At 73.1% G+C, this 26,804-nt stretch carries 27 protein-coding genes; 12 read left to right on the top strand and 15 right to left on the bottom strand.

Annotation, left to right across the window (positions count from 1 at the left end; all coding sequences use genetic code 11):
• Window positions 1–88 precede the first annotated feature (88 nt).
• The gene (locus K0V08_RS00755) at window positions 89–1,051 is read right to left on the bottom strand and encodes a glycosyltransferase (protein WP_079532315.1); all 963 of its coding nucleotides are present in this window, start codon (window positions 1,049–1,051) and stop codon (window positions 89–91) included.
• Entirely contained in the window at window positions 1,048–3,261 is a 2,214-nt protein-coding gene (locus K0V08_RS00750; RefSeq protein WP_012037703.1) for a hypothetical protein, read from the bottom strand. The genes K0V08_RS00755 and K0V08_RS00750 overlap by 4 nt, the downstream gene beginning before the upstream one ends.
• Window positions 3,262–3,533: 272 nt before the next feature.
• On the opposite strand from K0V08_RS00750, the gene K0V08_RS00745 reads away from it, so the two are divergent.
• The 3 genes from K0V08_RS00745 to K0V08_RS00735 are packed head-to-tail and all read left to right on the top strand — an operon-like array spanning window position 3,534 to window position 6,390.
• On the top strand, window positions 3,534–4,388 hold the full coding sequence (locus K0V08_RS00745; protein ID WP_079533700.1) for a glycosyltransferase family 2 protein: 855 nt from the start codon (window positions 3,534–3,536) through the stop codon (window positions 4,386–4,388).
• Window positions 4,385–5,416 (top strand): glycosyltransferase, encoded by a 1,032-nt coding sequence (locus K0V08_RS00740; RefSeq protein ID WP_079532313.1) that lies wholly within the window; start codon window positions 4,385–4,387, stop codon window positions 5,414–5,416. The genes K0V08_RS00745 and K0V08_RS00740 overlap by 4 nt, the downstream gene beginning before the upstream one ends.
• Window positions 5,413–6,390 (top strand): NAD-dependent epimerase/dehydratase family protein, encoded by a 978-nt coding sequence (locus tag K0V08_RS00735; RefSeq protein WP_012037700.1) that lies wholly within the window; start codon window positions 5,413–5,415, stop codon window positions 6,388–6,390. The genes K0V08_RS00740 and K0V08_RS00735 overlap by 4 nt, the downstream gene beginning before the upstream one ends.
• Before the next feature lie 48 nt (window positions 6,391–6,438).
• Here K0V08_RS00735 and rfbA read toward each other — a convergent pair whose 3' ends face one another.
• Genes rfbA through K0V08_RS00720 form a run of 3 tightly spaced genes read right to left on the bottom strand, consistent with a single transcriptional unit; the run spans window position 6,439 to window position 8,389 of the window.
• Window positions 6,439–7,302, bottom strand: a complete 864-nt coding sequence (gene rfbA, locus K0V08_RS00730) for a glucose-1-phosphate thymidylyltransferase RfbA (protein ID WP_012037699.1) — start codon at window positions 7,300–7,302, stop codon at window positions 6,439–6,441.
• A 3-nt stretch (window positions 7,303–7,305) separates the two neighbouring features.
• Window positions 7,306–7,911, bottom strand: coding sequence for a dTDP-4-dehydrorhamnose 3,5-epimerase family protein (locus tag K0V08_RS00725; RefSeq protein ID WP_012037698.1), 606 nt, complete (start codon window positions 7,909–7,911; stop codon window positions 7,306–7,308).
• Between the two features lie 25 nt (window positions 7,912–7,936).
• Window positions 7,937–8,389, bottom strand: coding sequence for a GtrA family protein (locus K0V08_RS00720; protein ID WP_012037697.1), 453 nt, complete (start codon window positions 8,387–8,389; stop codon window positions 7,937–7,939).
• Window positions 8,390–8,569: 180 nt separating this feature from the next.
• On the opposite strand from K0V08_RS00720, the gene rfbB reads away from it, so the two are divergent.
• The 5 genes from rfbB to K0V08_RS00695 all read left to right on the top strand — a co-directional run bounded on the left by rfbB (window position 8,570) and on the right by K0V08_RS00695 (window position 13,336).
• Window positions 8,570–9,559 carry a dTDP-glucose 4,6-dehydratase gene (rfbB, locus tag K0V08_RS00715; protein ID WP_079532310.1) on the top strand — a complete coding sequence of 330 codons (990 nt, stop codon included), beginning with the start codon at window positions 8,570–8,572 and terminating at the stop codon, window positions 9,557–9,559.
• Window positions 9,556–10,410, top strand: coding sequence for a dTDP-4-dehydrorhamnose reductase (rfbD, locus tag K0V08_RS00710; RefSeq protein ID WP_079532308.1), 855 nt, complete (start codon window positions 9,556–9,558; stop codon window positions 10,408–10,410). The genes rfbB and rfbD overlap by 4 nt, the downstream gene beginning before the upstream one ends.
• A gap of 95 nt (window positions 10,411–10,505) precedes the next feature.
• Window positions 10,506–11,375 carry an ABC transporter permease gene (locus tag K0V08_RS00705; RefSeq protein ID WP_079533698.1) on the top strand — a complete coding sequence of 290 codons (870 nt, stop codon included), beginning with the start codon at window positions 10,506–10,508 and terminating at the stop codon, window positions 11,373–11,375.
• Window positions 11,359–12,105, top strand: a complete 747-nt coding sequence (locus K0V08_RS00700; protein WP_079532305.1) for an ABC transporter ATP-binding protein — start codon at window positions 11,359–11,361, stop codon at window positions 12,103–12,105. The genes K0V08_RS00705 and K0V08_RS00700 overlap by 17 nt, the downstream gene beginning before the upstream one ends.
• A 91-nt stretch (window positions 12,106–12,196) precedes the next feature.
• Window positions 12,197–13,336, top strand: a complete 1,140-nt coding sequence (locus tag K0V08_RS00695) for a glycosyltransferase family 4 protein (RefSeq protein ID WP_079532303.1) — start codon at window positions 12,197–12,199, stop codon at window positions 13,334–13,336.
• 15 nt (window positions 13,337–13,351) lie between these two features.
• Here the strand turns inward: K0V08_RS00695 and K0V08_RS00690 are convergent, their stop codons facing one another.
• From K0V08_RS00690 to K0V08_RS00680, 3 genes are read right to left on the bottom strand one after another with little or no spacing between them, the layout of a single operon-like run.
• Window positions 13,352–14,701: an LCP family protein gene (locus K0V08_RS00690; protein WP_079532300.1), complete on the bottom strand. Its 1,350-nt coding sequence runs from the start codon at window positions 14,699–14,701 to the stop codon at window positions 13,352–13,354.
• A complete protein-coding gene (gene purE, locus K0V08_RS00685; RefSeq protein WP_012037690.1) occupies window positions 14,698–15,222 on the bottom strand; it encodes a 5-(carboxyamino)imidazole ribonucleotide mutase in 525 nt (174 codons plus the stop codon). Before purE ends, K0V08_RS00690 begins: the two co-directional genes overlap by 4 nt.
• 55 nt (window positions 15,223–15,277) lie before the next feature.
• Entirely contained in the window at window positions 15,278–16,405 is a 1,128-nt protein-coding gene (locus K0V08_RS00680; RefSeq protein ID WP_167435194.1) for a 5-(carboxyamino)imidazole ribonucleotide synthase, read from the bottom strand.
• 136 nt (window positions 16,406–16,541) lie between these two features.
• On the opposite strand from K0V08_RS00680, the gene K0V08_RS00675 reads away from it, so the two are divergent.
• Entirely contained in the window at window positions 16,542–17,060 is a 519-nt protein-coding gene (locus K0V08_RS00675) for a GtrA family protein (RefSeq protein WP_012037688.1), read from the top strand.
• A gap of 19 nt (window positions 17,061–17,079) precedes the next feature.
• On the opposite strand, the gene K0V08_RS00670 is transcribed toward K0V08_RS00675, so the two are convergent.
• A complete protein-coding gene (locus K0V08_RS00670; protein ID WP_012037687.1) occupies window positions 17,080–17,874 on the bottom strand; it encodes a PH domain-containing protein in 795 nt (264 codons plus the stop codon).
• Between the two features lie 3 nt (window positions 17,875–17,877).
• Window positions 17,878–18,660 (bottom strand): biotin--[acetyl-CoA-carboxylase] ligase, encoded by a 783-nt coding sequence (locus K0V08_RS00665; RefSeq protein WP_079532295.1) that lies wholly within the window; start codon window positions 18,658–18,660, stop codon window positions 17,878–17,880.
• Window positions 18,661–18,809: 149 nt separating this feature from the next.
• Between K0V08_RS00665 and K0V08_RS00660 the strand changes: the two genes are divergently transcribed.
• Window positions 18,810–20,381: an acyl-CoA carboxylase subunit beta gene (locus K0V08_RS00660; protein ID WP_043560653.1), complete on the top strand. Its 1,572-nt coding sequence runs from the start codon at window positions 18,810–18,812 to the stop codon at window positions 20,379–20,381.
• Window positions 20,378–20,611 carry an acyl-CoA carboxylase subunit epsilon gene (locus K0V08_RS00655; RefSeq protein ID WP_012037684.1) on the top strand — a complete coding sequence of 78 codons (234 nt, stop codon included), beginning with the start codon at window positions 20,378–20,380 and terminating at the stop codon, window positions 20,609–20,611. Before K0V08_RS00660 ends, K0V08_RS00655 begins: the two co-directional genes overlap by 4 nt.
• A 287-nt stretch (window positions 20,612–20,898) precedes the next feature.
• Here K0V08_RS00655 and K0V08_RS00650 read toward each other — a convergent pair whose 3' ends face one another.
• From K0V08_RS00650 to K0V08_RS00635, 4 genes are all read right to left on the bottom strand, one after another.
• A complete protein-coding gene (locus tag K0V08_RS00650) occupies window positions 20,899–21,921 on the bottom strand; it encodes a hypothetical protein (protein WP_012037683.1) in 1,023 nt (340 codons plus the stop codon).
• Entirely contained in the window at window positions 21,918–23,219 is a 1,302-nt protein-coding gene (locus K0V08_RS00645) for a sensor histidine kinase (RefSeq protein WP_227335139.1), read from the bottom strand. Before K0V08_RS00645 ends, K0V08_RS00650 begins: the two co-directional genes overlap by 4 nt.
• A 34-nt stretch (window positions 23,220–23,253) precedes the next feature.
• On the bottom strand, window positions 23,254–23,958 hold the full coding sequence (locus tag K0V08_RS00640; protein ID WP_012037681.1) for a response regulator transcription factor: 705 nt from the start codon (window positions 23,956–23,958) through the stop codon (window positions 23,254–23,256).
• Between the two features lie 99 nt (window positions 23,959–24,057).
• Window positions 24,058–25,305 (bottom strand): class I SAM-dependent RNA methyltransferase, encoded by a 1,248-nt coding sequence (locus K0V08_RS00635; protein WP_043560649.1) that lies wholly within the window; start codon window positions 25,303–25,305, stop codon window positions 24,058–24,060.
• Window positions 25,306–25,528: 223 nt separating this feature from the next.
• Between K0V08_RS00635 and K0V08_RS00630 the strand changes: the two genes are divergently transcribed.
• The gene (locus tag K0V08_RS00630; RefSeq protein ID WP_079532291.1) at window positions 25,529–26,200 is read left to right on the top strand and encodes a Maf family protein; all 672 of its coding nucleotides are present in this window, start codon (window positions 25,529–25,531) and stop codon (window positions 26,198–26,200) included.
• A gap of 21 nt (window positions 26,201–26,221) precedes the next feature.
• Here K0V08_RS00630 and K0V08_RS00625 read toward each other — a convergent pair whose 3' ends face one another.
• Entirely contained in the window at window positions 26,222–26,749 is a 528-nt protein-coding gene (locus K0V08_RS00625; RefSeq protein WP_079532288.1) for a hypothetical protein, read from the bottom strand.
• Window positions 26,750–26,804 lie beyond the last annotated feature (55 nt).

The raw sequence follows: 26,804 nt of genomic DNA, 5'->3' as shown, positions 1-26,804 counted from the left end.
CCCGGCGGGGATCCCGGCGGCTGTGCGGCCCGGCGGACGGGCGTCGGACGGCGGGCCGCCGATGCCGGGCGATGCGGTGCGGGAGCGCTCAGGAGCGACCGGCACCCGCCTCGATGCGGCGCACGCCCTCGGTGATGCCGCCGAGGCCGGCGAGGACCTCCGCGGCCGGGCGGGGACGGCGTCCCAGGCCCTGGCGGATCCCGTCGACCAGGCCGCGGATCAGCAGCGGCCGATCCGCGGATCGCGCGATCGTCCGCGCCCAGCCGACGAGCGCCGCGCCCGCGTAGAGCACGCGCTCCGCTGGCGCGAGGGCGCGGGAGAGCCGCAGCATCCAGATCTTGTTGCGCACCTCGAAGACGAAGCGCGCGCCGGGATCCACGTCGGTCGACCCGAACGTGCGGGTGCGGTGCTCGACCGTGCTGCCGTGCACGAGGTACCCGCGGCCCCGGCGCAGGAGGCGCGCCGAGTACTCGAAGTCGTCGTTCCAGAGGAAGTAGTCGGCCATGGGCAGCCCGTGGGCGCGGATGGCGTCGACCTCGATCATCATCGACACGAAGGACGCCGTGCGGACGGGCGTGCAGCCGTGCCGTGCGGCGCGCTCGACGCTGGCGCGGGTCGCCGAGGGACGGGTGCGCGGGGTGTTCATGGGGTGCGGGCGGCCGTCCGTCCAGCGCACGGCGGACGCGAGGACGACCGTGCCGCGCGGGGCGGCGGCGCGCGCCCGCAGCAGCTCCTCGAGCGCGGGGGGATCCGGGACGGTGTCGTCGTCCATCAGCCACACCAGCTCGGCGTCGTGGGCCGACAGCGCGCGCTCGATGCCCGCGGTGAACCCGCCGGCGCCCCCGGTGTTCGTCGGCAGCGTCGTGAGCGCGACCTCCGGGAACCGCGCGCGGATGACGTCCGCCGATCCGTCCGTCGACGCGTTGTCGATGACGACCACGTCGTGCAGCGGAACCGTCTGCGCGGCAAGCGCGGCCAGCGTCTCGACGACGAGCTCCCGCCGGTTCCAGGCGACGACGACCGCGACGACGCGCGGCGGCAGCCCGGTCATCGTGCGGTCACCCGGCGGCGGCGCACGACGAGGCGGCCGATCGCCCACGCCGCGGTGAGGAGGATCACGAGGGCGGCGGACCCGACCTGCACCTGCCAGCCCGGGCTCCAGAACGACACCGTGACGGTCTTGCCGACGTCCGCCGCGGAGACGTCCACGCCGAGCAGGAAGCCGTCGACCGGCTTCGCGCGCAGCTCGGCGCCCGACACCTGGTAGCCCGGCCACGGGATGAGGGCGAGGGCGACCGTGCCGCCGTCCGCGGGGGCGGCGTCGACGCGGAAGGTGGATCCCATCGGGTCGTCGTGCAGCAGCGTCACCCGCGTGCCGTCCGACTCCCACGCGATGCCGCCCGCGCCCTTGAGCGGGGTGTCGCGGACGATCGTGCGCGTGGTGGGCGTGTCCTCGACGACGCTCCAGCCGGACGGGACGTCCTCCCAGTCGCTGCGCGCGACGGTCTTCGCCGGGTCGCTCCCCCGCTGGGCCTTGATCACCTGGACGGTGCTCGCGCCGATGAGGTCGACCAGGTCGACGCCGGTGTCGGATCCCCTCACCGGCTGGAACAGGCGCTCGTACAGCGCGCCGCAGGTGAGCCCGTTGAACTGCATGCAGACCTTGTTGCCGTAGCCCGGGTAGTAGACGGAGGAGTAGGCGTTCTGGACCGGCTTGCCCGTGACGTACCAGGAGTTGCCGAGGAGGGTCTCCGCGTAGTCGGTGGTCTGCGGGAACCCGACCACGAGGATGTCGCCCTCCGCGCGCGGGAGCTGCGTGCTGTAGGCGCTGACGTCCGCGGGGAGGTCGTACGTCTCCAGCGGCGACTTGGGCGAGCGGTAGTGCTGCGGCACGAGGAGCGCGACGGTGCCGACGATCGCGACGACGGCCATGGCGGCGGACCGGGACCTGCCCGTGGCGCGGGCCCGGTCGGCGACGCGGCCGAGCACGGCGGGCCCGCGACGCGGTCGCCAGCCGACGGCCAGCCCGTAGACGAGGAGGACGAGCGCGCCGACGAGCGCCACGGCCACGATCGCGGGCTTGAGCGCGCGCGGATCCTGCGTCAGGAGCAGCGCCCCGTTGACGGCGACGATGGCCCACGCGGCGTAGAGGTGGCGCCGCGTGAGCACGCGGCGCATGCTGCGCGAGAAGCCGAGCGCGAGGACGAGGACGATGACGGTCGTGAGGTACGGGACGATGCGCACCGGGTAGCGGAGCGGCCCGATCTCCGAGGGCGCGAGGACGCCCGCGATCGCCGCGACGCCGATGATGAGGATCGACGGCCTCCCCCGCAGCAGCGCCCAGAGCCGGCGCCAGTCGATGAGCACGAGCAGCGGGACGAGCCAGGAGATGTAGGTGATGGGGGCGCCCGGGATGGTGCCGTTGTAGTAGTCCATGAACGGACTGCCCATGGGCATCCCCGAGATGGCCAGGTCGCTGAGGTCGACCGTGAGGAAGCCGTCGTTGCCGATCGAGTTGGAGCGCCCTGACACGGAGGAGGTGAGCACCCCGGGCAGGTGCACCAGGATCGCGAAGAGCCCGGCGATCACCGAGAGCCCGAGGGCCCGCAGCACCTCAGGACGACGGCGGCGGATGAGCGCCTCGACGAGCAGCGCCCCGAGCGCCGCCGCCAGCATGAGCGTGGCGGCCGCGTAGCCGATGCCCACCACGGTGACGGCGGCGAGGACGGCGCCCACGGGGTTGGCGCGGGCGCGCACGACGCGCCGCGACAGGCCGACGGCGAGGGGCCAGAACGCCCAGGCCATGAGGCCGTTGACCCAGGAGGGGGCGTCGAAGTAGAGGGTGAAGCCGGCCAGCGGCACCGCCGTGGCCACGACCGCGGCCCAGGGGCGGGTCACGCCGTAGGCGCGCGCCAGGACGTAGAGGCCCGCGGACGCGATGGCGAGGCACACGAGCTTGACGATGGTCGAGTACAGGGCCGCGTTCGACATGAGCTGCGAGCCGAGGCCGACCGCCCAGAGGAACGGGCTGTAGATGCCCCACGCACCCTCGGCCTGGTAGTTGCCGGACTGCCACACCGTCGGGTTCAGCAGGGACCAGTTGCCGTCGAGGATCCGGCGGCCGATCTCGAACCACTGGCCGTAGGCCCCTGCCTCCGTGTCGTTCACGAAGTAGTAGCCCGTGAAGAAAAGCATCGGGATGATCGCGCCGACCACCGTGGCGGCGACGGCGGCGATCGGCCACAGGAGCTTGCTGCGCATGGGGAGAGGAGTCCGTTCGTCGTGTGCCGCCCGGGCCGGCTGGGTCGGCGCGGGCGGGACTCACCCTAACGCCTGGCTCCTCCCGGCCCCGTGAGCACCGCCCGGTGCGCACCGCGGCCTCCCGGGTCGCGGGCGGGCGCCGTGAGAGGATGGCCCCCGTCCGCACGCGCACCGCGGTCGCCCACGGTCTCCGTCGCACGTCGCACGATGACGTGCACCGGGTGGGCCTCGACCCGGGCGCGTCCCCTCCTGCCTCGCCGAAGGAGAGCCACGTGCCCCCACGCGTCTCGATCGTCATCCCCGCATACAACAACGCCGACTACCTCGCCGAGACGGTCGACTCCGTGCTGGCGCAGACGTTCACCGACTTCGAGGTCGTGATCGCGGACCACTCCTCCACCGACGGGACGTGGGACGTCATGCAGCGCTACGCCGACGAGCCGCGCGTCCGCCTGCTCCGCACCGAGGCGGGCGGCGGGGCCCTCCGCAACTGGAACCGCGTGAGCCAGGAGGCCGGCGGCGAGCTCATCAAGCTGGTCTGCGGCGACGACCTCCTCTACCCCACGATCCTCGAGCGCCAGGTGGCCGAGCTCGACGCCTCGCCGTCCGTCGTGCTCGTCGCCTCCCCGCGGGACATCGTCGACGCGGACAGCCGCCCCATCGTGCGCGACCACGGCGTCTCCGGATCCCGCATCGCCATCTCGGGCGCCGCGGCCGTCCGCCGCACCATCCGCTCGGGCACCAACATCTTCGGCGAGCCGGGCTGCGTGCTCATGCGCCGGGCCGACCTCGAGGCCGTGGGCTGGTGGGACTCGCGCTGGCCGTACCTCATCGACGAGACCACGTACGCGAAGGTGCTGCTCCGCGGCGACTTCGCATCCGTGGGGCCGAAGGCGCTCGCGGGGTTCCGGATCTCCGACTCGCAGTGGAGCGTGCGCCTCGCGGGCGAGCAGGCCAGCGCCGCGGCCGGGTTCCACCGCTGGGTGCTCGAGGCCCACCCCGGCGTCGTCAGCAGGGCCGACGTCCTGCTCGGCGACCTGATGGCCCGGGCCAAGGCGCTCTCCCGCCGGCTCGTGTACCTCTACCTCGGGCGGCGCATGTCGCGCTCGGCCGGGAGCGCCGCGTGACCGCCGTCGAGCCGCGGGACGCGGGCGAGACCGTGCTCCCCCCGGACCACTCCGTCTCCGTCGTCATCCCCGTGTACCAGGGCGAGCTCACGCTCGAGGCGCTGCTCGCCGAGATCGAGCCGTTCACCGCGCCGCAGATCAGCCGCGACGGCCACAGCTACGCCGTCACCGAGGTCCTCCTCGTCTTCGACAACGGGCGCGACGGGTCCCCCCGCGTCATCCGCGAGCTGCGGCGACTGCACCCCTTCGTCCGCCCGATCTGGCTGAGCCGCAACTTCGGGCAGCACGCCGCGACCCTCGCGGGCATGGCCTCGTCGGGCGGGGACTGGATCGTCACGCTCGACGAGGACGGCCAGCACGACCCGGGCTTCATCCCCGACATGCTCGACGTCGCCATGCGCGACCTCGCGTCGGTCGTCTACGCGAAGCCCACCAACACGCCCTCGCACGGGCTCCTCCGCAACGTCGCCTCCCGCGGCGCGAAGGTCGTCCTCAACGCCATGTCGTCGGACCAGGACGCCGAGCAGTTCCAGAGCTACCGGCTGATGCTCGGCTCCGTCGGCCGGAGCGTCGCCGCGTACGCGGGGTCGGGCGTCTACCTCGACATCGCGCTCGGCTGGGTCGCGAACCGGGTCTCGACGTGCGACATCACGCTGCGCGACGAGGGCGAGCGGCAGTCGGGCTACTCGCCCCGCCGCCTCTTCTCGCACTTCTGGCGGATGGTGCTCTCCAGCGGCACCCGGGGCCTGCGCGCCGTGAGCGTCCTCGGGGCGCTCTTCCTCGTCGTCGCGCTGATCTTCGTGATCGTCATCGTCGTCAGCCGCCTCACCGACAACTCGGTGCCGGCGGGCTGGGCCTCGACCATCGTCACGATCCTGGCGTCGAGCGGCATCATCCTGTTCTCCCTGGGGATCATCGCGGAGTACGTCGGCGTCGCGGTCGGCATGGCGCAGGGCCGACCCGCGTACCTGATCGTGCGCGACCCCCTCGACGGCCCGCATGGCCGTCCGCCGCGCGGGCACGTATGACGGCCGCCGTCCCCGTCTGGGTCATCGGCGCCCGGGGCCTCCTCGGTGCGTCGCTGCTCGACGCCCTGACGGCGGATCCCCGCTGGGCGCCCGTCACCGCCGAGCCCCTGCCCTGGTCGACCTCGGACGAGGGCGTCATGCGCCGGGCGGCGCGCACCGAGGCGGAGCGGCTCCTCGCGGCGGGCCGCGCGGCCGGTCGCTGGGCCGTCATGTGGTGCGCGGGCGCCGCGGTCACCGGCAGCACGCGCGCGCAGCTGGATCACGAGCTCGGGCAGCTCGAGGCGGTGCTGGACGAGATCGCCCTGGCCGCCGCGGCCGACCCGGCGCCCGGCGGCGCGCTGTTCTACTCGTCGTCCGCGGGCGGCGTCTACGCGGGCGCGGCGAGCCCGCCGTTCACGGAGGCGACGGAGCCCCGGCCGCTCGCGCCCTACGGGGAGGCGAAGCTCCGCGCGGAGGGCCTCGTGCGCGCGTTCGGCGAGCGCGCCGGCGTGCGCACCCTCATCGGGCGCATCGCGAACCTCTACGGGCCGCGCCAGGCGGTCGGCAAGCCGCAGGGCCTCATCACGCAGCTGGCGAGGGCGAACCTCTCCCCCACCCCGGCCTCGATCTACGTGCCGCTCGAGACGGTGCGCGACTACCTGTACGCCGACGACTGCGCCGGCCTCGTTCGGGACGCGGCCGCCCGCCTGCTCGGCCTGCCGGCGGACACCCACGTGGTGAAGATCCTCGCGTCGGGGCAGCCGGTCACCATCAGCGCGCTGCTCGGGCACTTCACGGCCCTCGGCAAGGCGCGGCCCCACGTGATGCTCGGCCTGTCGCCCCTCGCGGGCTACCAGGCGGTGGACCTGCGCCTCGCGAGCGTCGTGTGGCCCGACCTCGACGAGCGCGACACGATGCCGCTGCCCGCCGGGATCCACATCACGGCGCAGGCCCTCATCTCCGGCATGCAGTCCGGCGCCCTCACCACGCGTTGACGCGAGAGGCGCTGACCCGCGACGCGCGGACGCGCGTCGTGCCGGCCGCTACGCGTCGAGCAGCGTGACGAGGTAGCGGCCGTACCCGCTCTTGATGAGGGGTCGCGCGAGCTCCTCGAGGGCGTCGCGGTCGATCCAGCCGGCGCGGTACGCGATCTCCTCGATGCAGCCGATCTTGAAGCCCTGGCGGTCCTCGATGACCTTCACGTACTCGGAGGCCTGCATCATGCTCTCGAACGTGCCGGTGTCGAGCCACGCGGTGCCCCGGTCGAGCACCTGCACGTGGAGGCGGCCCGCCTGGAGGTAGTGGTCGTTGACGGCCGTGATCTCGAGCTCGCCGCGCTCGCTGGGCTGGATGCCCTTGGCGATCTCGACCACGTCGTTGTCGAAGAAGTAGAGGCCGGGCACCGCGTACGCGCTCTTCGGCTGCGCGGGCTTCTCCTCGATGGAGACGGCCGTGAAGTCGCCGTCGAACTCCACGACGCCGTAGGCCGTCGGATCCGCCACGTGGTACGCGAAGATCAGCGCGCCGTCGATCTCGGTGTTCTTCCGCAGGCTCGTGCCGAGGCCGGCGCCGTGGAAGATGTTGTCGCCGAGGACGAGCGCGACCGAGTCGTCGCCGATGAACTCCTCGCCGATGACGAAGGCCTGCGCGAGGCCGTCGGGCGAGGGCTGCACGGCGTACTCGATGCGCATGCCGAGGTGCGAGCCGTCGCCGAGCAGCGCCCGGAACTGGTCGTTGTACTCGGGCGTCGTGATGATGAGCACCTCGCGGATGTCCGCCATCATCAGCGTCGACAGGGGGTAGTAGATCATCGGCTTGTCGTAGATCGGCATCAGCTGCTTGCTGATGCCCTTCGTGATCGGCCAGAGCCGGGTGCCGGAGCCGCCGGCCAGGATGATGCCCTTCATGGGTCAGCTCACCTTCTGCGAGTCGTGGAAGGCGCGCATGTCCGACCAGGTGGGGAGGAGTCCGGCGGCCGCCGCCTCGGCGAGCGTCGGGGCCTCGAGGTCCTTCGGGGAGAGGAGCGCCTCGCCGGCCTCCTCGGGGAACACGAGCCCGAGCTCGGGGTCGAGCGGCGTGATCCCGTGCTCGGCGCCGGGGTTGTAGACGTCGCTCACGAGGTAGGTGACGGCCGCGTCGTCGGTGAGCGCGACGAAGCAGTGGCCGAGGCCCTCGGAGATGTAGACGGCCTTGTGCGTCTCGGTGTCGAGCCGCACGCTGTCCCACTGCCCGAAGGTCGGGGATCCGACGCGGATGTCGATGACGAAGTCGAGCACGGCGCCGGAGACGGCCTTCACGTACTTGGCCTGGCCGCGCGGCACGTCGGCGAAGTGCACGCCGCGGACGACGCCGCGCTTGGAGACGCTCATGTTGGCCTGGCGCAGGTCCAGCCGGTGTCCGACGACCCGCTCGAGCTCGTCGAACCGGTACCACTCGAGGAACACGCCCCGGTCGTCGGCGCGCTGGACGGGGGTGATCTCGTAGCCGTCGGGCACGGCGAGCTCTCGGATCTGCACGGGTCGGAGTCTAGCAACGGGCCGTTCAGCGGCCGGAGCCGCCCTCGCCGGGCGGCCGGCGGAAGGAGAACCAGCGGTGCCCGACGTAGCTGATGAGCGTGATCACGACCACGATGAGCGCCTGCGCGATCAGGCGCGGGACGCCGAGCGCGACGAGCACCGGCAGCGAGACGGCGTTGAGCGTGATGGACACGGCGTACACGGACACGAAGCGCGCGAGGTCGCGCAGCACGTGGCCGCGGACGCGGAACACGAGCCGCCGGTAGAGGGCGAACGCCACGAGCACGGCCACGGCGTAGCTCCCGGCGAGCGGCACGAGGGATCCGAGCAGCGGCAGCCCCGCCGCATCGAGCGACCGGCCCGCGGTGGCGGCGAGTCCCGCGAAGAGGAGGAACGCGAAGGCGGTGTTGAAGCCGCCGACGAGGAGGAACGCCACGCGCTCGTCGCGGAGGAGCGCGCGGATGCGGGAGGCGGCCATCCCCGCATCCTGCCCGCTAGCCCCCGGGATCCGCCGTGCGGCCCGCGCCTCCCCCGCACGGGGACGTGGCCGCGCGGGCCGTCGCCGGTACACTCGCATGCGGTCCGCCCCCGAACAGCAGCGGACTCTCCCTCGACGCCGGCCCACCCGCCCGGCGTCTCGACGACAGGACGTATCCCCATGAGGATCCTCGTGACCGGCGGCGCCGGCTTCATCGGCTCCAACTTCGTGCGCCACGCGCTCCAGGACCACTACGCCGGGCTCGAGGGCGCCGACGTCGTCGTGCTCGACGCGCTCACCTACTCGGGCAACCCCGAGAACCTCGCGCCCGTCAGCGACTCCCCGCGCTACACGTTCGTCCACGGCGACATCCGCGACGACGCGGTCCTCGACGAGTGGATCCCGCAGGTCGACGCGGTCGTGCACTTCGCGGCCGAGAGCCACGTCGACCGCTCCGTCCGCGACGCGAGCATCTTCGTGGAGACCAACGTGCTCGGCACGCAGAAGCTCCTCGACGCCGCGCTCCGCCACGACCTGAAGCGCTTCGTGCACGTCTCCACAGACGAGGTCTACGGATCCATCGCCGAGGGCTCGTGGGACGAGGAGCGGCCGCTCGAGCCCAACTCGCCCTACTCCGCGTCGAAGGCCGGCAGCGACCTGCTCGCCCGCTCGTACCACCGCACGCACGGGCTGAACGTGTCCATCACGCGCTGCTCGAACAACTACGGGCCGTACCACTTCCCCGAGAAGGTCATCCCGCTGTTCGTCACGAACCTCATCGACGACCGGCACGTCCCGCTCTACGGCGAGGGCCTCAACATCCGCGACTGGCTGCACGTCGACGACCACTGCCGCGGCATCGCGCTGGTGCTCGTCCAGGGCGCGCCCGGCGAGATCTACAACATCGGCGGCGGCACCGAGCTCACCAACCGCGAGCTCACGCAGCTGCTGCTCGACGCGACCGGCCGCGACTGGTCGTACGTCGACCGCGTCGAGGACCGCAAGGGCCACGACCTGCGCTACTCCGTCGACATCTCCAAGATCCAGCGCGAGCTCGGCTACTCCCCGCAGGTCCCGTTCGAGCAGGGCCTCGCCGACGTCGTGCAGTGGTACCGCGACAACCGCTCGTGGTGGGAGCCGCTGAAGCAGCGCGCCGAGCTGCCCGCGTGAGCCGGATCCTCGTCACCGGCGCCCGCGGGATGCTCGGGCAGGACCTCCTCCCGGCCCTCGCCCGCCACGACGTGACCGCGCCCGCGCGCTCCGAGCTCGACATCGCCGACGAGGCCGCGGTCCGCGCGGCCGTCGCCGGGCACGACGTGGTCGTGAACCTCGCGGCGTACACCGCGGTCGACGCGGCCGAGGAGCACGAGGAGGAGGCCCGCGCCGTCAACGCGACGGGCGCCGGCGTCCTCGCGCGGGCCGCCGCCCGGGAGGGCGCCCGCATCGTGCACGTGTCCACCGACTACGTGTTCGACGGCTCCGCCGACGCGCCGTACCCGGAGGACGCCCCGCACGCTCCCGTCTCCGCCTACGGCCGCACCAAGGCCGAGGGCGAGCGGCTCGTGCTCGCGGGCCACCCGGCGGGCGCGAGCGTCGTGCGCACCGCCTGGCTGTACGGCGCGGGGGGCCCGAGCTTCCCGTCGACCATGCTGCGGCTCGCGGGGACGCACGAGACGGTGTCCGTCGTCGACGACCAGCGCGGGCAGCCGACGTGGACGGTCGACCTGGCGGCGCGCCTCGTCGAGCTCGTCGAGGCCGGCGCTCCCGCGGGCGTGTTCCACGGGACGTCGTCGGGCGTCGCCACCTGGTACGACCTGGCGCGGGCCGTCTTCGCCGAGGCGGGACTCGATCCCGAGCGCGTGCGGCCCACCGACAGCGCGTCCTTCGTGCGGCCGGCGCCCCGCCCCGCGTACTCCGTGCTCGGCCACGACGGCTGGGCGCGCGTGGGGCTCGCCCCGCTGCGGGACTGGCGGGAGGCGCTGTCCGACGCCGCCGCCCACGGCGTCCTCCGGGCACCCTGACGGCTACACTCGTGTCCGGTCCGATCCCGGACGCCGTCCCCGTCCCCGCTCCGCGCCCCGCGCGGACCCCACGCAGTCCGAAGGGCACCACCGACGTGTCGAGCATGACGAGTTCCGAGGCGCGGGAGTTCTCGAGGCCCGGCACGGGCGCGGGCCTCCTCGACGTCTACCGTCGCCGCTACCTCCTCTCCCTGCTCGTGCGCAAGGAGGTGCAGGTCAGGTACCGCGGCTCGGTGCTCGGATGGCTGTGGTCGTACGTGAAGCCGGCGGCGCAGTTCGCGGTGTTCTTCATCGCGATGGGCGTGTTCCTGCGGCTCAACCAGAACCAGGTCAACTACCCGATCTACCTGTTCTCGGGCATCATCCTCATCAACTTCTACACGGAGGCGTTCTCCAACTCGACGAAGTCCCTCGTCGACAACGGGGCGCTGATCAAGAAGATCTACCTGCCGCGGGAGCTGTTCCCGGTGTCGAGCACCTTCGTGGCGCTCGTGAACTTCCTGCCGCAGCTGGTGATCCTGCTGGTGGTCTGCCTCTTCGTGGGGTGGGCGCCGACGCCGGTGCAGGTCCTGGGGATCCTGCTGGGCGTCGCCATCATCGGCACCCTGGCCATCGGCCTCGGCATGCTGTTCGGCGCCGCCAACGTCTCGTTCCGCGACTCCCAGAACTTCGTCGAGCTCATCGTCATGGTGGTCGTGTGGGCCTCCCCGGTGCTCTACCCCTTCGCCCAGGTCCGCGACGTGCTGCCGGACTGGCTGCTCGTGGTCTACCAGCTGAACCCGGTCACGGCCGCGGTCGAGCTCTTCCACGCGGGCTTCTGGTACCCGACCACCGGCGGCACGGGCGACCTGCCCGAGAACCTGTGGATGTACGGCTTCATCGCCCTCGGCGTCTCGCTCCTGAGCCTCCTGCTCGGGCAGCTCGTCTTCAAGAAGCTGGAGGGGCGCTTTGCCCAGGACCTCTGAGTCGGACGCGCTCCCGCGCATCATCGTGGAGAACGTGCGGAAGTCGTTCCTGCTGCGCCACACGCACTCCATCAAGGAGACGGTGATCGCCGCCGTCCGCCGCAAGCCGCTCGCCAGCACCTTCGACGCGCTGGAGGACGTCAGCTTCTCCGTGCGTCCCGGCGAGTCCGTCGCGCTGCTCGGGTTCAACGGCTCCGGCAAGTCCACGCTCCTGAAGCTCATCTCGGGCGTCTACCAGCCGGACAGCGGCGAGGTGCTCGCCCGCGGGCGCATCGCGGGCCTCATCGAGGTGGGCGCGGGCTTCCACCCCGACCTGTCCGGGCGCGAGAACATCTACCTGAACGCGGCGATCCTCGGCATGGAGCAGCACGAGATCGATGCGCGCTTCGACCAGATCGTCGAGTTCAGCGAGATCGAGAAGTTCATCGACACCGAGGTCAAGCACTACTCCTCGGGCATGTTCCTGCGGCTCGCGTTCTCGGTCGCGATCCACACCGAGGTCGACATCCTCCTGGTCGACGAGATCCTCTCCGTCGGCGACGAGCCGTTCCAGCGCAAGTGCCTCGCGAAGATCCGCGAGCTGCACGACCAGGGCAAGACCCTCGTGGTCGTGAGCCACGACCTCGACATGGTGTCGGACCTGTGCGAGCGCGGGATCCTCATCCAGTCCGGGAAGGTCGCGTTCGACGGCCCGTCCAAGGACGCCGTCGAGCGGATGCGCCGGAGCTGACCCCGCCGGGCGCTCCTCCCGGATCCCCGAGGCGCCCGCCGGTACGATGGTCCTCCCGCGGGCCGACCCGACACCCGCGCGATGGAGGACCGTGACCACCACGCTGCGCGTGATCATCGACCAGCTGACCGGCCCCACGCCCGGCGGCATCGGCCGCTACGCCGAGGACCTGACGAGCGCGATCGTCGCGTCGACGCCGAGCGGCTGCGAGGTCGAGGGCGTCGTCTCCGCTGTCACGCCCGAGCAGACGGCCGACCTCGAGCGGCGCCTGCCCGGCCTCGCCCGCATCACGCGCGTCCCGCTCCCCCGCCGCGAGCTGTCCCGCGCCTGGCAGCTGGGCCTCCCGACGCCCGGCACTACCGGCATGGTCCACGCGCCCGGCCTCCTCGCTCCGCTGCGCCGCCACGACCGCGTCAACACGAACGACCAGATCGTCGCCACCATCCACGACGTCAACGCGTGGACGCACCCGGAGAGCATGACGAGCGCATCCGTCGCCTGGACGAAGGCCATGGCCAAGCGCGCGCGGAAGCACGCCGACGCCGTCGTGGTCCCGTCGCACGCGCTGGCCGAGGAGCTCGCGCGCTACGTCGACCTGGGCGACCGGGTGCGGGTGATCGGCGGGGCCGTGAGCCCGCGCATCGTCCTGCCGGAGGATCCCGACGCCCGCGCCGCCGAGCTCGACCTGCCCGCCGAGTACCTGCTCACCGTCGGCAGCCTCGAGCCGCGCAAGGGCGTCCAGGCGCTCGTGCAGGCGCTCGTGCGCCCGGAGACCGGCGACCTGCCGCTCCTCATCGTCGGCCCCGCGACGTGGGGCGACGTCGAGCTCGCGCAGGTGGCGGACGAGGCGGGCGTCGACCCGTCGCGCGTGCGCAGCCTCGGATCCCTCACGGACGCCGACCTGGCCGTCGCGCTCGACCGCGCCACGGTGTTCGTGCACCCGAGCCTGTCGGAGGGCTTCGGCCTGCCGGTCGTGGAGGCGCTGTCCTTCGGCACGCCCGTCGTGCACTCGGACGCGCCGGCGCTCCTCGAGGTCGCGGCCGACGCGGGCGTCGTGGTGCCGCGCGAGGATCCCGACGGCTACCCGCTGCGCCTCGCCGAGGCCATCGGCGGCCTGCTCTCCGACACGGCGGCGCGCGAGCGCCTGGCCGTCGTCGGGCAGGACCGCGCACGTGCCTTCAGCTGGCGTGACTCCGCTGAGAAGGTCTGGCAGCTGCACGCCGACCTGTAGGCGCGCGTCCCGGGATCAGCCCGCTGAGCCGTTCGCGAACTGCTGCTGGATCGCCTGGCGGATGGCCGGGAAGTCGGGCTTCTGCGAGTCGAACCTCGGCGGCACGATCTCCAGGTCGTCGATGGGCTGGTCCTTCGTCTTCAGCGCGAGCTGCGTGAAGTAGCCGAGCATGCCGCGCGGGATGTCGGTCCTGACCACCTGCTGGCCGGCCTGCGCGATCGCGTCGAACTTGGTGAGCACGTTGGCCGGGTCGAACTGCTTGAGCACCGCCTGCTGCACCTCGCGCTGGCGCGACATCCGGTCGTAGTCGGTGGTCTGGTAGCGGGATCGCGCGTACCAGAGCGCGTGGTAGCCGTCGAGCTTCTGCTGGCCCGGCTCGATCCACTCGGGGATGGGCACCGGCCGGAACTTGTCGTCGTGCCCCGAGCCCATGCCGATGCGGCGCTTCACGTCGATGTCGATGCCGCCGAGCGCGTCCACCATCTCGGAGAAGCCCTGCATGTCGATGAGCGCGTAGTACTGGATCGTGAGCCCCGTGACGCCCTGCACGGCCTCGCGCATCGCCTCGATGCCGGGGAGGCTGCCCTTCTCCTTCGCGTCGGGGTAGAGGTCCTGCTTGTAGACCTCGACCTCGGTGTAGATGGAGTTGAGCATGCAGGCGTCCACGTCGCAGCGCTGGTAGCCGTTCGGGTAGCGCTTCTGGAGCGGCGAGCCGTCGGAGAACGGCACCTTCTCCATGTCGCGTGGCAGGCCGACCATGGTGGCGCGCCCGGTGTCGGCGTCGATGCTGACGACGGTGATGCTGTCGGGGCGCAGGCCCGCGCGGTCGCTGCCCGCGTCGCCGCCGAGCAGCATGATGTTGTACCGGCCGTCGACCGGGGCCTCGGTGGCGTAGTCGCCGAAGATACCGCCCAGGGCGCCGCGGCCGACGCCCACGATGTAGGCGGCGTAGCCCGCGGATCCGGCCGTGCCGACCAGGAGCAGCACCGACAGCGCCGCGATGACCGGGCGGGCCCGGGGCGCGACGCGGACGATGCGCGCGAGCCGCAGGGTGTCGAGCGAGAGCACGACCCACAGCACGGCGTACGCCGCCAGCAGCGCCTGCAGCACCACGAGCAGCCACTCCTGGGACACGACCTGGATGAGCGCGCCGCGCGCGAACAGCGCGAGGCCGCCGCCCACGACGGCGAGCGCCCACACGGCGAGCGTGGAGGCGAGGCCGACGCGGCCGAGGCGGCGGTTCCCCGCGAGGACCTGGGCGGATCCGGGGATGAGGACGTTCAGCACCACGAGCCACCAGGCCCGGGTGGTCATGATGCGCGGCGACCGGCTGTCCGGGTGCCGGATGGGCTGCGTCAGGCTCACGTGCGCGACGACACCTTCTGCTGCAGCGCGGCGTTCTTGCGCTCCACGAGCTCGGCGAGCTCGGCCCGGTGGCGCGCGAGGGCATCCGCGATGCGGTCGTCGGACGTGGAGAGGATGCGCGCGGCGAGGAGCCCCGCGTTCTCGGCGCCGCCGATGGAGACGGTGGCGACGGGGACGCCCGCGGGCATCTGCACGATCGACAGCAGCGAGTCCATGCCGTCGAGGGTCGACAGGGGCACGGGCACGCCGATGACGGGCAGGGTCGTGACGGAGGCGATCATCCCGGGGAGGTGGGCGGCGCCGCCCGCACCCGCGATGATCACGCGGATGCCCCGCTCGCGCGCGGTCTGCCCGTAGGCGATCATGCGCTCGGGCGTGCGATGCGCCGAGAGCACCTCGACCTCGTGGGCGATGCCCAGGGCGTCGAGCGCGCGGGACGCCTTCTCCATCACGTTCCAGTCGGAGTCGGAGCCCATGACGAGGCCGACGAGTGCAGGGGTGTCGGGATTCACGGGCTCCATGCTAGGTGCCCGGTCCTGCGCGCCCGCCGCGCCACGCAGCCCGCCAGCGGCGCGGTCAGCCCCGGAAGAACGCCGCGGCCGCGCGCGCCCGGTACGCGGTCTCGTCGAGGTCGTCGCCCACCACCGTGACGTGCCCCACCTTGCGGCCGGGTCGCGGGTCCTTGCCGTAGAAGTGGAAGCGCGCGTCGGGCTGGTCGGCGAGCGCCCGCGGGTAGCGGTCGGCGACGGTGCCGCTCTCCGGCCCGCCCAGGACGTTGATCATGACGGACCACGGCGCGAGCGGCCGGGTGGATCCGAGCGGCAGGTCGAGCACCGCGCGCAGGTGCTGCTCGAACTGGCCGGTGACCGCGCCGTCCATCGACCAGTGGCCGGTGTTGTGCGGGCGCATGGCCAGCTCGTTGACGAGCAGGCGCCCGTCGACGGTCTCGAACAGCTCGACCGCGAGCACGCCCGTGACGCCGAGCCCCTCCGCGATCCCGCGCGCCATCTCCTCCGCCGCCTCGCGCAGCCGGGCGCTCGCGCCGTGCGCGGGCGCGATGACCTCGGCGCACACGCCGTCGCGCTGGATCGACTCGACGACGGGCCACGCGGCGATGTCGCCCGAGGGCCGCCGGGCGACGGACTGCGCGAGCTCGCGCGCGTAGTCGACGAGCTCCTCCGCGAGCAGCGCGTCGCCCGTGCCGAGCGCGTCGAACCAGTCGCCCGCCTCGTCGGCGGAGCGCACCACCCGCACGCCCTTGCCGTCGTATCCGCCGCGCGGCGTCTTCACGACCGCGACGCCGCCGTTGTCGGCGAGGAACTCTGCGAGCGCCTCCCGGTCGGCGACGCGCGCCCACACGGGCACCGGGACGCCCAGCTGCTCGAGCCGCTCCCGCATGAGCAGCTTGTCCTGCGCGACGAGCAGGGCGTCCGGGCCCGGGTGCACCGCCACGCCCTCGGCGACGAGCGCGCGGAGGACGTGCTGCGGCACGTGCTCGTGGTCGAACGTGATCACGTCGACGTCCCGGGCGAAGGCACGGACGACGTCGAGGTCGCGGTAGTCGCCGACCGCCGTGGCGGCGAGACCGGCGGACATGCCGTCGGCCTCGGCGAGCACGCGGATCCCGATGCCGAGCTCCACGGCGGGAGCGATCATCATCCGGGCGAGCTGGCCGCCTCCGACGACTCCTACGGTGGGCGTCATGGTGTCCTCCTGGTGCAGGTGCGTGGGCCCGCGGGCGCCAGCGGGCGGCCTCGGGACGGTCGGTGGGCGGGACCAGCCGGTAACATCGTCCGTCACGCCACCCGACATCCTCCCCCATCCAGGACGGACCCCGCCCATGTCCCCCCGTCGCTCCCTCGCCTCGCTCGGCGTGCAGATCGCGCAGTTCGGGCTCGTCGGCGGCGCGGGCTTCCTGGTCGACCTCGCGGTCTTCAACCTGCTCCGCGCCACCGTCTTCCACCCCGACGCCGTCGAGGCCGGGCCGCTGCTCGCCAAGGTCGCCTCCACCGTCGTCGCCATCGCCGTCAACTGGGTGGGCAACCGCTACTGGACCTTCGGCAAGCAGCGCACCACGCGCCGCGGCCGGGAGGCGCTCGAGTTCCTGGCGGTGAGCCTCCTCGGCATGGTCATCGGGCTCGCGTGCCTGTACGTCTCGCACTACGTGCTGGGGCTCACGTCGCCGCTCGCGGACAACGTCTCGGCCAACGTCATCGGCCTCGGGCTCGGATCCGCCGTGCGCTTCGTGCTCTACCGCCAGTGGGTCTACTCCCCCGCTCGGCGCCATGCGGCACCGCAGGTCCCCGTCGCGTCCGGGACCGCGCGCACGGAGGACGCGGACCGGGTCGCGGTCTCCTAGGCGCCCGACCTGCGACGGGTCAGCCGCGCTGCCACGGCTGCGTGTCGTCCGGCCACACCGAACGGGGCTCGTCCTGCTGCCGCCACGCCGGGTCGCCGGGCCGCCCGCGACGCGACTCTTCCTGCCGGCGGCGCTCGGCCACCATGTTGGCGTTCTCCTCCATGAGGTCCTGGAGCGCCTGGACGACGAGCACCGCAGACGGCACGTCCCGGAGCACGACGGGCGACTCGAGGCCGGCGTTGATGGAGACGTGGCCGCTGCGGTGCAGGTGCTGCAGCGGGCCGCGCCGGAGGGTCACGTCGTACCCGCGGGAGTGGAGCAGCTCCTGCCGGGTGCGGACGAAGAAGCCGTGCGACACGATGAGGCGCCTGGTCGTGACCGTGTACCGGCGGTTCAGCCAGACCAGCACGGGCAGCAGCGTGACGAACACCGCGACGCCGGCGAGGGACACGAGCAGCAGCGCGTTCTCCCACGGCTCCGGGAACCAGCCGCCGAAGTACCCGCCCGTGAGGCAGATCGCGAGCAGCAGCAGCACGGGGAGCGTGAGGGCACGGCCGTGCGGGCGGAGGCGGACGAGCACGCGCTCGGGGTCGGCGGCGACCACCTGCTGCTGCGGCGAGGCAGGCGGGGCGGCGGGGCGGCCGAGGCGCGGATCCACGTCGTGCGACGAGGTCAGGCGACCCGCCTCGTCCTCGGCGACGCGACGGCGCTCCTCCTTCTCGGCCTTGCGGCGGGCCCGGCGTCCGCCGCGGACGGGGAGCGCCCGCCCGCCCTCTCCGGGTGCGTACCGCTGCGTGTCACCCGTGTGCGCCATGCCTCATTGATACCGCAGATGCGTCACGTCGCCGGCGGCGACAGACGTGACGGCCCGATCCCCGGCGGACTCGACGGTGAGCCGCCCGTCGTCGTCGACCCCGGTCGCGCGCCCGAGGAGCTCGCCGCCGCCCGGCAGCTCGACGCGGACGTCGCGGCCGATGGTGGCGCAGGTGCGGGTCAACTCGTCGACGAGGCCCGCTGCGCGCGCATCGCCGTCGGCGGCCGCCCAGGCCAGGTACCGGGTGCGGAACGCCCGGAGGTAGGCGGCCAGGATCGCGTCCACGTCCGGGTCGGGCACGCCCGCCAGCCGGAGCGACGTGGAGGTGGGCGTCGGCAGCTCCGCCTCCTCGAGCGTCAGGTTGAGGCCGGTGCCCACCAGCATGCGGCCGGGGGCGACCAGCTCGCCGAGGATCCCGGACACCTTGCGCCCGTCCACGTGCACGTCGTTCGGCCACTTGAGCGTCACCTCGGCGGGCGACGGCACGACGTCGCGCAGGGTCGCGACGAGCGCGAGCCCGGCCACGAGCGGCAGCCAGCCGGGGTCGAGGTCCGCTCGCCCGGGGACGCAGAGCACGCTCACCGCGAGGGTGCGCCCGGGCGGCGCCACCCAGACGCGGCCGCGGCGGCCGCGCCCCGCCGTCTGGTCGAGCGTGAGCACGACGGATCCGTCCGGCCACGCGGCCGGATCCGCGGACGCCCGCCGGGAGAGCTCGTCGTTGGTCGAGCCGACCGAGTCCAGGGCGAGGAGGCGCGGGGCGGCGAGGCGGCTGAGCGGGAGGTCCATGCCGTCACCGTACCGAGCGGATCAGGAGGTGATCGCACCCCGGACCCGCCGTCTTCTGTGCGTGGTCCACAAGAGCGGGGCGCGCACCCGCCGGTACAGTGAGGCGGGTGACTGCACACGAGCCAGACGAGGACGCCGGCGCCCCGGACATGTACACGACCGCAGGCAAGCTCGCCGACCTGAAGAGGCGCTACCACGAGGCCGTCACCGCGAGCGGCGAGGCCGCCATCGAGAAGCAGCACGCGCGCGGCAAGATGACCGCCCGCGAGCGCATCGACCAGCTGCTCGACCACGGGTCGTTCGTCGAGCTCGACGAGTTCGTCCGCCACCGCACCCACGCGTTCGGCATGGACGCGAAGCGGCCATACGGCGACTCGGTCGTCACGGGCACGGGCACGATCAACGGCCGCCAGGTCGCCGTCTACTCGCAGGACTTCACGATCTTCGGCGGATCCCTCGGCGAGGTCGCGGGCGAGAAGATCATCAAGGTCATGGAGCTCGCCATCAAGACGGGCGTGCCCATCATCGGCATCCTCGACTCCGGCGGCGCCCGCATCCAGGAGGGCGTGGTCGCGCTCGGCAAGTACGGCGAGATCTTCCGCCTCAACACGCGCGCGTCGGGCGTGATCCCGCAGATCTCGCTGATCATGGGCCCGGCCGCGGGCGGCGCCGTGTACTCCCCCGCGCTCACCGACTTCGTGATCATGGTCGACAAGACCAGCCACATGTTCGTCACCGGCCCGGACGTCATCAAGACCGTCACGGGCGAGGAGGTCGGCTTCGAGGAGCTCGGCGGCGCCCTCACCCACAACAAGGTCTCGGGCGTCGCGCACTACCTCGCGAGCGACGAGGACGACGCGCTCGACTACGCGCGCACGCTCCTCGGGTTCCTGCCGGACAACAACCTCGCCGAGCTGCCGGAGTTCCCCCGCACGGTCGACCTCGAGATGACGGCGCGCGACCACGAGCTCGACACGATCATCCCGGACAGCCCGAACCAGCCCTACGACATGAAGACGATCATCGAGCGCATCGTCGACGACGGCGAGTTCCTGGAGACGCAGCCGCTGTTCGCGCCGAACATCATCGTCGGGTTCGCGCGAGTCGAGGGCCGCTCCGTGGGCATCGTCGCCAACCAGCCGAACGCGATGGCGGGCACGCTCAACATCGAGGCGGGCGAGAAGGCCAGCCGCTTCGTGCGGTTCTGCGACGCGTTCTCCATCCCGATCCTCACGCTCGTCGACGTGCCCGGGTACCTCCCCGGCACCGAGCAGGAGTGGACGGGCGTCATCCGCCGCGGGGCGAAGCTGCTGTACGCGTACGCCGAGGCGACCGTGCCGCTCGTCACCGTCATCACGCGCAAGGCGTACGGCGGCGCGTACATCGTCATGGGATCCAAGCAGCTGGGCGCCGACATCAACCTCGCGTGGCCGACGGCCGAGATCGCGGTGATGGGCGGCCAGGGCGCCGTCAACATCCTCTACCGCGGCGAGATCAAGGGCGCCGAGCAGGCCGGCGAGGACGTCGCGGCAGTCCGCACCCGGCTGGCGAACGAGTACACGTACAACGTCGCGAGCCCGTTCCTCGCGGCGGAGCGCGGCGAGCTCGACAACGTCATCCAGCCGGCGGCCACGCGTGCGTCGGTCGTCAAGGCCCTGCGGGCGCTGCGCACCAAGCGCGCGAGCCTGCCGCCCAAGAAGCACGGGAACATCCCGCTGTGAGCGACGCGCACGGGTCGGCGGACGCCGCGCTCGGCGGCTTCCGCGTCCTCGGCGGTTCCCCCACCGAGGAGGAGCTCGCCGCCGCCACGGCGGTCATCGCGGCGCTGGCGGCGCAGCCCGCCGCCGAGCAGCCCGTGCGCCGCGCGCCGGACGCGTGGCAGCGATCGCAGCGCAGCGTCCGCGGCACGCTGGTGCCGGGTCCCGGTCGCTGGCGCGGCTTCTCGGGCTGACCGGTCGCCCGCCCGCGGGGTGCGTGCGCCGCACGCCGTGTCCTCCCAAATGACGACTTGGCCGGTCCCTCCCGCTGCGTGAGACTCGTCGTGCTGGGGGGCCCGCATCGCGGGTCAGTCAACACGGCGTCGTCCATCTGTGGTGAGCAGACGACGCCGGGGGGCGGATCATCCCGATGCTCGGGTCATCGGGGTGACCGGAGAGGCGCGGGGGCGGACGGTGCAGGCACCGGCCCCCGCGCCTCTCAGCATCACCGACCGGTCACGCCGACCGGCCTCGGATCGGTTCAGATGCGCGGGCGCGGGATCTCCAGCCACAGGTCGACCTCGTCGTCCAGGTCGTCGCTGCCCAGGAGGCTCGCGCTGCCGTCGCCCGCCACGCTGAGGCCGACGACGGTGATCGCCGTGTCGGATCCCTCGGGCACCGTCCGGGCGATGATCTTGTCCGCCCGCGTGTCCCGCACGGCCTCGGCGAGCCGGTCGAGCACCACGTCGCGCGTGGCGTCGTCGAGGTCGTCGATGCCGCCCTCGTCGAGGAGCGTGACGACGGTGCCGCGGCGCCGGGCGAGCATGACCTGCTCGCGGACGGCGTCGTTGAGGAGAGTGCGCCCGCGGATCTCATCGCGGATCGCGCCCTCCAGGTAGAGGCACTCCTGCCGCTCCTCCGGGGACAGGTCGCCGCCCGTCTCCACGATGCGGCGGAGCATGGGGACGGCCATCCGGCTCGTCTGGCGGAGCCGGAACTGCCGCTCGTAGAGGTGCGCCTCCTGCGCGGCCTGCCAGTCCGCCGCCTCGCGCTCGGCGCGGTGGAACTGCCGGGCGTCGCGCGCGGCCTTGGCGAGGGCGTGCGCGAGGACGTGCGAGACGGCCACCCACAGCGCGCTGCCCGTGACGCCGTATGCGACGAGCCCGGCCGGCCCGCCCCAGAGCACGGTCTGCACCGCCAGGATGACGATGCCCGCCCAGGCGAAGCCCTGCCGGCGGCGGGCGGACGTGATGGTCATCAGGGTGCCGACGGCGGCGACGTGCCAGGTCGTGAAGGGCGCGAGCGGCCCGGGCGAGAGCTGGCTGGTCACCAGGACCGGCACGACCGTCGCGACGGCGAGGTTGAACGACGCGAGCCAGACGGGCATGACCGTGGGGCTCGTGGGCCACAGGCTCATGAGCGTGGCGACGAGGTAGAGCGCCACGGCGACGAGCGTGACGGCCGGATCCGCGGGGGCGGCGATCGCGACGAGCGCGAGCACCACGTGGTACGCCGAGAAGAGGGCGGCGAGGCCCAGCACGATCGAGCGCGGGACGACGATCACCGGTCGCCCCTCTCGCGATCCGGGCGCTCGGTCGGAGCCGCGTCGAGGTCCCCGGGGAGGATGGGTGCCTCGGGCGCGGCGGCGTCGGACGGGGCGGGCCAGCGGATCCGCACGGCCGTGCCCTCCCCCGGCGCCGAGTCGATGGTGACGAGCCCGCCGGCCTGCGCCACGCGCTCCTTGATGGACACGCGGAGCCCCAGGCGCTCAGTGGGGATGCGGCGCTGGTCGAACCCGACGCCGTCGTCGACGACGTCGATCGCCACGCCCTCGTCACCGTGGCCGGAGATGACGAGCGTCCGGGTGATGGTCTCGGCCGAGGTGCCGGCGTGCTGGAGGCTGTTCATCATCGCCTGCACCGCCGCGGAGTAGATCGCCTCGGCGGTGGCCACCGGGACCGTGCGCGCGCCGAGGTCGCGCGTCTCGAGGACGAACGGCGCGGAGAGCGCGGAGGCGGCGTCGACGATGCGCTTCGCGACGGCGCGCAGGGGCACCGAGGCGTCGTCGTCCGTGCCCTGCTCCGCCGCGGCCAGGTGCCCCATCGCGTTGGCGGCCATCGTGGCGGCGAGCTTCCTGGCCGCCGGATCCGCGGTGCGGGCCGCCGAGAGCAGCGTGGTGAGCACGCTGTCGTGCACGATCGCGTCGACCTGCACGCGCTCCACCTCCGTGGCATGCTGGCGCACCGCGTGCGAGTAGCGCGTCAGCGCGGTGCCCTGGGCCCAGTCGACCCCGAGGGCCGCCTGTCGGAGCACCGTGACGATCATCAGGACCGAGCCGCCGAGGATGATCGAGTAGAGGACCTGCAGGAACGAGTCGAGCGGCGTGATCACGCCGTGGCGCACCGCCACCTCGAGGAAGCCGAGCCCGAGCGGCACGGCGACCGTGTAGATCACCGCGATCCAGAGGCGGAAGGCCATCGCGGCGCACGTGGTCGCGACCGTGAGCTCCTGGTACAGGAACGGCTGCGGGATGGTCGAGAGGGTCTCGGGGACGATCGCGAACGGCCACGTCGCGAGCGCGAGGACGAAGACCAGGGCGACGGTCGCGTGCGCGGGCACGACCCCGCGGCGGATCACGCCGGCGACGCACGTCCAGACGAGGCCGCCGAAGAACACCACGAGGAAGGCGATGCTCCAGGCCGGGCGCATGGCGTCCAGCTGCCCGTTGACGACCTGCAGCGACTGCAGGGCGAAGAGCAGACCGAACGCGCTGGCGCCGCGGGCGAGGATCGTCTCGATGCGGGCGAGGCTGATGGGGTTGTCGGGGGTCCGCGGCGGGGCGCCGGCGAGGGCGCGCGTCACGGGGGCCGCGGAGCGCGGCGCGCTGGCCGGAGGCCTAGCGGCCATCGCCGCCGTCCTGGTCCAGTCCCGGGAGGATGCCGTCTTCCACGGCGCGGCGGAGCAGGTCGACCTTCGTGGGGGCGGGGCGGCCGACCTCGACGTACTTCACGCGGATCCGGTCGAGGTACTCGCGCGCCGTGCTGTTCGCGATGCCCAGCTGCTGCGCGACGAGCTTGAGCGGCAGGCCGGAGGCGTAGAGGTGGAGCACGTCGCGCTCGCGCCGGCCGAGCTGGGCCTTCGCGAAGTCGCGGTCCGCGTCGATGGCGGTCGCCCACTCCAGGTTGTTGAGCACGTCGCCGCGTGCGACGGTGGCGACGGCCGCCATGACGGTCTGCGTGGCCGACGACTTGGGGATCACCCCGGCGGCACCGGCGGCCAGCGCCTCGCGGACGCTCGCGACGCGGTCGGCGATGCTGTGGACGAGCACCGCGGCACCCGTGCCCTGCGCGGCCTTGACGTTGTCGGTGACGGAGGATCCGTCCCCCAGCGAGAGGTCGAGGACGACCACGTCGCACTCCCGGCCGACCAGGCCCTCGACGAGCTCGCGGGCGTTCGCGGCCGCGAGGATGAACTCGAACCCGGCGTCGAGGCACGCGGCCTTGAGGCCGAGCCGCACCGACTCGTGGTCGTCGACGACGGCGACGCGGACGGGCGGACGGCCTTCGGTCACCTGATCGGATCCCTGCGTGGTCTCGGTCATCCGGATCCCCCTCGTCGCGTGGTGCCGTCGAGCTCCGACGATCGCCTCGCCCACTGTATCGCCCGGCTGCCGCGCCCCCTCGGCGGCGGATGCCCGATGTCAGGAGGCGGCGGGCACCAGCACGGCCACGCTCTCGACGTGGTGGGTGTGCGGGAAGAGGTCGAACGAACGCACCGAGCGGAGCTCGTAGCCGCGCTCGGCGAACAGCGCCACGTCGCGGGCCAACGCGACGGGATCGCACGCCACGTAGACGACCTGAGCCGGGCGCAGCTCGGCGAGCGCGTCGACGACGGGCTTCTTGGCGCCGGCGCGCGGCGGGTCGAGCACGACGGTCGCCGCCTGCAGGCGACGGCGCTCGGCGGGGCTCGCCTCGCGGACGAGGTTCTGCAGGTAGCGGTCGACGCGCGCCGTGAGCGACGCGGCGCCCACCCACTCCGCCAGGTTGTCGCCGGCGAACTCGGTCGCGACCTCGTCGCTCTCCACGCTCGTGATCCGCACGGTGTCGCCGAAGCGGTCGCCCACAGCGGCGGCCAGCAGGCCGACACCGCCGTAGAGGTCGAGGTTCGCGGCGCGCGGGTCGAAGAGGGCCTCGTCGACGGAGGACTGCACGGCGTCGTAGAGCGTCTCGGCCGCGCGGCGGTGCACCTGCCAGAAGCCGCCCGCCTCGAGCTTGAACTCGCGGTCGTGGACGCGCTCGGTGATGGTGTCGCGGCGCTGCGCCTTGCCGTCGATGAGGAGCATGCGCACGTGGCCGTCGGAGGGGGCGACGAGGTCGATCCCCTCGACGCCGGGGAAGCGCTGCCCGAAGGGCGCCGCGCCGTTGACGCCGGCGGTGGCGAGCGGCAGCGTCTCCACGGGGATCACCCGGTGCGAGCGCGAGGCGTACGGGCCGACCAGGCCGTCGTCGGCCACGTGCAGGCTGACGCGCGTGCGCCAGCCGAGCCCGTCGGACTCATCGTCGCCGGGGAGCGCCTGCACCTTGACGTCCATGTCGACGTGCGCCATGCGGGAGAGCGAGTCGACCACGACCTGCCGCTTGAGCTCGCGCTGGTGGGCGAGGCGGATGTGGCCGAGCTCGGCGCCGCCGACGCGGTCCTCGGGGGCGCGGTCGACGGAGGCCTCGGCCCAGACGTGCGGGCGGCGGTGCGGCGACGCGTCGAGCACCTCGACCGTGTCGGCGCGCCAGAACGACTTCTTGGAGTCCTCGGTGATGCGCGCCCGCACCCGCTCGCCGGGGATCGCGTCCGAGACGAAGATCACCCGGCCGTCGTGCCTGGCCACGGAGACCCCTCCGTGCGCCATGTTCGTCACGTCCACCTCGACCTCGCGGCCCACCTGCTCACCCATCCCGCAACCCTGACACACGCGGGAGCGGCACGGACACACACGACAGCGGACCGCGCCCCTGACACACGCGGGAGCGGCACGGACACACACACGACAGCGGACCGCGCCCCTGACACACGCGGGAGCGGCACGGACACACACACGACAGCGGACCGCGCCCCTGACACACGCGGGGGTGTCCCCGGGACGCGCGGACGCCGCACGGGCATGCCACCATGTCGGCGTGACCACGCGCCTCCACCTCGCCTCCACCTCCCCCGCCCGCCTGGCCCTCCTGCGCTCCGCCGGCATCGAGCCCGTCGTGCTGCCCTCCGACGTCGACGAGCCCGCCGCGGTCGCGGCCGCCGAGGCGGGCCAGGGTCCGCTCGGCGCCGAGGCCATGGTGCAGCTGCTCGCGCGCGCCAAGGCCGAGGCGGTCGTCGGGCAGCTCGTCGCGGGTGCGCCGCTCACGGGCCTCGTGCTCGGCGGTGACTCGGCCTTCGAGATCGACGACGTCGTGCACGGCAAGCCGCACACCGTGGAGCGCGCCACCGAGCGCTGGCGGGCGCAGCGCGGCAGGGAGGGGCGGCTGCACTCCGGGCACTGGCTGATCGAGGTGGCCGACGGCCGCATCGTGCGCGGCATCGGGCGCGCGGCCGTCGCGGACGTGCGATTCCGCGCCGACATCACGGACGCGGAGATCGACGCCTACGTCGCCACGGGCGAGCCGCTGCTCGTCGCCGGGTCGTTCACCATCGACAGCCTGGGCGCCGCCTTCATCGAGCGGATCCAGGGCGACCCGAGCACGGTCGTCGGCCTGTCGCTGCCCACCCTCCGCGGGCTCGTCCGCGAGCTCGGTACGGAGTGGACGGACCTCTGGAACCGTCAGGGCGCCGTGGCGGCCCGCCTCCTCTGACGCGCTCGGTGCCGGCGGGCGTCAGCCGATCCCGAGGACCTCGATGCGGTCGGCGAGGTACGCGTCGAGCGACCGCGTCTCGTGCGCGGCCGGCCCCCACTGCACGCGGATCTCGCGGCCGCGCAGGCTGAGGGGCCCGGATCCGCGCGCGAGCGACGCCGCGTCGAGCGCGATCGGCTCCCAGTCGTAGTCCACCGCGTCGCCCTCCTCGAAGGCGCGGACGGCCTGGCGCCTCGCCTCCTTGCGCGCCTCGACGCCCGAGTCGAGGCCCTGGGATCGCGTCGGCTCCACGGCACGCGTGATGCTGCCGGTGCGACGCAGGGATCCGTCGGCCGAGAGCAGCAGGACGCCGAGCCGCCAGGCGCGACCCACCGGCACCATGGCCGGCTGCCGCTTGATGGGCCCGAACGAGCGCTTGGCGCGCACCTCGGCGAGCGCCTCGTCGGGCGCGCGACGGGCCCGCAGCTCGGCGACCGTGGCCCTCAGCAGCTCCACGAGGTCGGCCGCGGCCGCTCGCGCGTCGTCGTCGCCGGTGCCGGGTGCGGTCATGCGTCGATCATGCCAGGGGCGCGACGCGACCGGCCGGTTGTGGGCACGCGTACCC

It is taken from the genome of Clavibacter michiganensis (assembly GCF_021216655.1).
Classification (GTDB): Bacteria; Actinomycetota; Actinomycetes; order Actinomycetales; family Microbacteriaceae; genus Clavibacter; species Clavibacter michiganensis.
The sequence above is the reverse complement of the archived record's forward strand: the minus strand, read 5'-3'. Positions and strand labels throughout refer to the sequence as shown.

Excerpts from the sequence above, each read along its gene's own strand:
- K0V08_RS00670 (WP_012037687.1), bottom strand. The coding sequence starts at position 17,874 with ATGGCGCACACGGGTGACACGCAGCGGTACGCACCCGGAGAGGGCGGG.
- K0V08_RS00625 (WP_079532288.1), bottom strand. The coding sequence starts at position 26,749 with ATGACCGCACCCGGCACCGGCGACGACGACGCGCGAGCGGCCGCGGCC.
- K0V08_RS00675 (WP_012037688.1), top strand. The coding sequence starts at position 16,542 with ATGTCCCCCCGTCGCTCCCTCGCCTCGCTCGGCGTGCAGATCGCGCAG.
- K0V08_RS00735 (WP_012037700.1), top strand. The coding sequence starts at position 5,413 with ATGACGGCCGCCGTCCCCGTCTGGGTCATCGGCGCCCGGGGCCTCCTC.
- K0V08_RS00665 (WP_079532295.1), bottom strand. The coding sequence starts at position 18,660 with ATGGACCTCCCGCTCAGCCGCCTCGCCGCCCCGCGCCTCCTCGCCCTG.
- rfbB (WP_079532310.1), top strand. The coding sequence starts at position 8,570 with ATGAGGATCCTCGTGACCGGCGGCGCCGGCTTCATCGGCTCCAACTTC.
- K0V08_RS00720 (WP_012037697.1), bottom strand. The coding sequence starts at position 8,389 with ATGGCCGCCTCCCGCATCCGCGCGCTCCTCCGCGACGAGCGCGTGGCG.
- K0V08_RS00635 (WP_043560649.1), bottom strand. The coding sequence starts at position 25,305 with ATGGGTGAGCAGGTGGGCCGCGAGGTCGAGGTGGACGTGACGAACATG.
- rfbA (WP_012037699.1), bottom strand. The coding sequence starts at position 7,302 with ATGAAGGGCATCATCCTGGCCGGCGGCTCCGGCACCCGGCTCTGGCCG.
- purE (WP_012037690.1), bottom strand. The coding sequence starts at position 15,222 with ATGGAGCCCGTGAATCCCGACACCCCTGCACTCGTCGGCCTCGTCATG.
- K0V08_RS00750 (WP_012037703.1), bottom strand. The coding sequence starts at position 3,261 with ATGCGCAGCAAGCTCCTGTGGCCGATCGCCGCCGTCGCCGCCACGGTG.
- K0V08_RS00680 (WP_167435194.1), bottom strand. The coding sequence starts at position 16,405 with ATGACGCCCACCGTAGGAGTCGTCGGAGGCGGCCAGCTCGCCCGGATG.
- K0V08_RS00660 (WP_043560653.1), top strand. The coding sequence starts at position 18,810 with ATGTACACGACCGCAGGCAAGCTCGCCGACCTGAAGAGGCGCTACCAC.
- K0V08_RS00755 (WP_079532315.1), bottom strand. The coding sequence starts at position 1,051 with ATGACCGGGCTGCCGCCGCGCGTCGTCGCGGTCGTCGTCGCCTGGAAC.
- K0V08_RS00640 (WP_012037681.1), bottom strand. The coding sequence starts at position 23,958 with ATGACCGAGACCACGCAGGGATCCGATCAGGTGACCGAAGGCCGTCCG.